The following is a 2,820-nucleotide window of genomic DNA, read 5'->3' as shown; positions in this document are numbered from 1 at the left end:
TTGGGGACGAAGTGGCCGTCCATGACATCCACGTGCAGCAGGGTGGCCCCGCCCTCGACCGCGGCCTGGGCGTGCTCCCCCAGGCGGGCGAAGTCAGCCGACAAAATCGAGGGCGCCAGTTCGAGGGCAGGCTGTCCGCGTTCGCGCGACATCGCAGCTAATCCTATCACGCGGGCTGCGGTGGAACGGAGGTCCGGAGCACGGAAACTCTCCCTTTGGCAGACTTGGCCACTGAGCCATATCACTTCGGCACGCGTTGGCGTACCATCTGTACGTGAAACGGCTCTCCGCCAAGATGAGATGCCCCACCTGTAAACAAGACTTCTCTCTAATCCTGAGTCTGTGCCCTAACTGCGGCGGGAAACTGAAGCACGTAACTTCCGCATACGGCAGATCGAAGGGCGACAGGGCAACGAAGAGGGACCACGGAAAACGCTAGGAGGGACGCTAACGTGTTCCGTGAAGGTTTAGGAGACTCCTGCACCGCTAGTGTTGCTTCTGCTGCTCCGTACCGCTTTCAGGTATGGGATTGCCCTGGGCGTCCCGATGCGACTTGACTACGGGTTCAGTGGGGCAAGCCATGGCCAGGGCCCCTGCGGTCTTCCAGTAGTCCTCTCCAGCGTCGAGAAGGCAATTCTCGCCGGTAGCAGTATCTTCTCTCCAGACGCCAGGGTAATACCGCTCGAACCGGTATCGGCCTACTTGTTTGCCTAGGTCAGCGTCGGCTTTCAATTGCCTGTATTCGGCCTTGGACAGGATGACCTGTTGAGACTTATCCACAATCTCGTAGTCGCCGCATCCTATGAGGGGCAAGACCGCCAAAAGAGCCAGTGCCAATCCGACTCTTCGCATGGTTGTTGATCTCCTAGATTGATCGAGAGAGTATAGCGCGGGTGCGGCTGCGCTAGGTTCGCCGTGGGCCGCGCCGCGCGAGGAGTGCGCCGCCTAGGGCGTGGTCACCAGGGGCAGCTCGACAAAGCTCTCCTCCCCGGGAGCGTGGTAGACGCGCTGCGTGGCCTTCCGGTAGTCCCCCGGCTTGGCCCAGAAGATGTTGGGGACGAAGCTCTGCGGGTTGCGGTCGTAGAGCGGGAACCAGCTCGACTGGATCTGCACCATGATGCGATGGCCGGGCAGGAAGACGTGGTTGGCGGTGGGCAGCTCGAAGCGGTAGAGCAGGGGCTGGCCGGGGGCGAGGGCGTGCGGGGTCTCCAGGCTCTCGCGGTAGCGGCCGCGGAAGATGTCGGCCGAGACCATCAACTGGTAGCCGCCCATGCTGGGCTGCTCGGCGACCTCGTCGGGATAGACGTCGATGAGCTTGACCACCCAGTCGGAATCGGTGCCGCTGGTGGAGGCCACCAGGTGGACGGCGGGCTGGCCGCTGATCTTCAGCGGCGCGGTCAGCGCCTCGGAGACGAAGGCCAGCACGTCGGGGCGGCCGGAGGCCTCGCGCTGGTCGTCCACCAGCCACAGCGGCCAGGTCAGGCCCTTCGGGATGTCGTAGCCCACCGGGCGGGTGGGGCGGGCGCGGAAGGGCACCGGCTTGGCGGGGTCGGAGACGTACTCGTCGAAGGGCGCGTCCCCGGTCTGCGGCGCGGTGAAGCCCAGCTTCAGCCCCGCCTCCAGATAGAGCGGGGTGGGCTTGAGCGAGCAGCCGCTGGGGCAGCCCGCCGGCCAGGCGGGCAGGCGGCGCCAGATGTTGGTTCCGGTCTCGAAGGCGGTGACCGGGGCCACGTCCGCCGGGGGCGCATCGTCCTTCAGGTAGTGGTCGAGGAAGGGGCGCAGGATGTTCTGGCGGAAGTAGAGGGCGGTGTCGCTGGAGAAGCGCAGCGCGCCCAGGCTGCTGCCCTCGCGGATCTCCTGGGCGTGATGCCAGGGGCCCAGCACCAGGTAGACCATGTCGTTGCCGGTGTCCTTGGGCTTGATGGCCTGGTAGACGGCGATGGCGCCGTAGATGTCTTCCTGGTCCCAGAGGCTCGCGACCAGCATGGTGGGGACCTTGAGGGGCTGGGCGGCCAGCAGCTTGTCCATGGCCTGCTCGCGCCAGAAGGCGTCGTAGCTGGGATGCTCGAGGATCTTGCGCCAGAAGCCGATCTGATCCATGCCGTGCTGGCGCGCCAGTTCGCCGGCCGAGCCCGCCTGCAGGTAGAGGTCGTAGTCGTCGAAGTAGCCGCTCCACCACTGGGCCTGGTTCTTGCGCGTGGCCTCCTGCTCGTAGATGTAGGGCAGGTTCTGCTGGCGGAAGGCCCCGTTGTGGAACCAGTCGTCGCCCCGCCAGCCGTCGACCATCGGGTTCATGGGGACCGAGACCTTGAGCGCCGGGTGGGGATTGACCAGTGCCATCAGGGGCAGGAAGCCGTCGTAGGAGATGCCGAGGATGCCGACCTTCCGGTTCGACTCGGGGAGGTTCTTCACCAGCCAGTCGATGGTGTCGTAGGTGTCGGTCGCGTGGTCGACCGGCGTCGGATTGAGCGGCCCGTGCAACGGACGCGTCATCACGTACTCGCCCTCGGAGCCGTACTTGCCGCGCACGTCCTGCACCACGCGGATGTAGCCTTCTTCCACGATCGCCTCGGTGGCGTTGTCGTAGCCCCACAGCACCGGCCCCAGGTGCGGGCTCGGCGCGTGGCCGGTCAGCTCTTTGGCGTTGTACGGGGTGCGAGTCAGCAGGATCGGTGCCCCGCGCGCGCCCTTCGGGACCAGGATCACGGTGTGCAGCTTGACGCCGTCACGCATCGGGATCATCACCTCGCGCCGAACGTAGTCGAAGCTGTCGGTCGAGGGTACGAACTTGGCGGGAGTCTCGTTGAGCTGGGCCGTGGC

General features: G+C 65.7%; 2 protein-coding genes. Both read right to left on the bottom strand.

Annotated features, from left to right (window positions below):
- Positions 1-152: hypothetical protein (locus VEG08_01490; protein HXZ26650.1), on the bottom strand; the 152-nt coding region annotated here is incomplete at its 3' end.
- A 793-nt stretch (positions 153-945) separates the two neighbouring features.
- Positions 946-2,820, bottom strand: a 1,875-nt coding sequence (locus VEG08_01485; GenBank protein HXZ26649.1) for a CocE/NonD family hydrolase, incomplete at its 5' end; no start/stop codon positions are given.

Source organism: Terriglobales bacterium, from assembly GCA_035624475.1.
Classification (GTDB): domain Bacteria; phylum Acidobacteriota; class Terriglobia; order Terriglobales; family Acidobacteriaceae; genus DASPRL01.
The sequence above is the reverse complement of the archived record's forward strand: the minus strand, read 5'-3'. Positions and strand labels throughout refer to the sequence as shown.